Raw genomic sequence first — 1,083 nt, forward strand, 5'->3', positions numbered from 1 at the left:
CTTGGCTTTCATGGTCAGTGACTTCATCGGCGCCCCATTATCAGAATGCAGCACTAATGGCGTGTTAAAATATCCGTTAATGCCGATTCGAGATCTGTGTACTGAAATTGAAACCCTGCCTCAAGCGCCCGTTTAGGGTAAACAAATTGGCCTTCAGTAAGTAGTTCAGACATTTCCCCCATGGCTAGACGTAAGGCAAGCGGCGGTGTTGTGATCATTGCGGGTCGATTAAGTGCCTTACCTAATGTTTTCGCAAATTCGGCATTACTCACAGGGTTAGGAGCTGTGGCATTAAATATGCCTTGGCACTGGTCATGGGTGAGTAAAAATTCGATAAGAGAGATGAGATCGTTGACATGTATCCAACTCATGCCTTGGCGGCCATGCCCTATTGGGCCACCGAGACCTAGTTTAAAGGGGGGAAGCATCTTTTCTAGCGCGCCGCCGTGACCGAGTACGAAACCGATCCGAATAATACTGACCCGAGTATGCTCCGATGCTGCATTTAGCGCTAACTGCTCCCAGGTTTTGCAGATTTCATGGCTGAATTCAATAAAGGGAGTGCTATTTTCATTTAAGAGTTGTTCACCTTGTCGACCAAACCCAATAGCAGAACCGCTCACCATAACACTGGGTGGATTACTACTTTGTTGAATAAGTTGGGTTAACCTAGCAGTTGTATTCCAGCGGCTACTGCAGATAAGTTGTTTTTGGTTTTTACTCCAGCGCTTTGCAACGAAGGGCTCACCCGCTAAATTTACTACCGCATCTATGGTATTTAAATCATCTAGTTGATCCAAACTAGCTAAATATTGATGCTCTGCACCGAGTACTTTACGCGTTTGTTCTGGAGAGCGGGTTAATAGGGTCAACTGATGCATAGGTGCTAAAAGTGCAACCAATTGGCGACCAATAAAACCACTAGCGCCAGTGATGAGTATTTTCATGGTATTTCCTTAAGTATATGGAACTCATTGGTTGAATTTCCCAACCCAACAAATATACGAAAACGGGCGGTGTTTTTCAAGATAGTTGTCACTCTTTGTTTAAATATTAAGCTGCATTTATTACGCCTTCTTCTGG

Annotated in this window: 1 protein-coding gene; it reads right to left on the minus strand. The window is 44.4% G+C overall.

Going from position 1 to position 1,083, the window contains the following annotated elements; genetic code table 11:
- Window positions 1–53 precede the first annotated feature (53 nt).
- Complete coding sequence (locus W293_RS0100005) at window positions 54–947, minus strand: TIGR01777 family oxidoreductase (protein ID WP_025650488.1); 894 nt, start codon at window positions 945–947, stop codon at window positions 54–56.
- Window positions 948–1,083 lie beyond the last annotated feature (136 nt).

The organism is Psychrobacter sp. TB67 (assembly GCF_000511065.1).
Lineage (GTDB): Bacteria > Pseudomonadota > Gammaproteobacteria > Pseudomonadales > Moraxellaceae > Psychrobacter > Psychrobacter okhotskensis.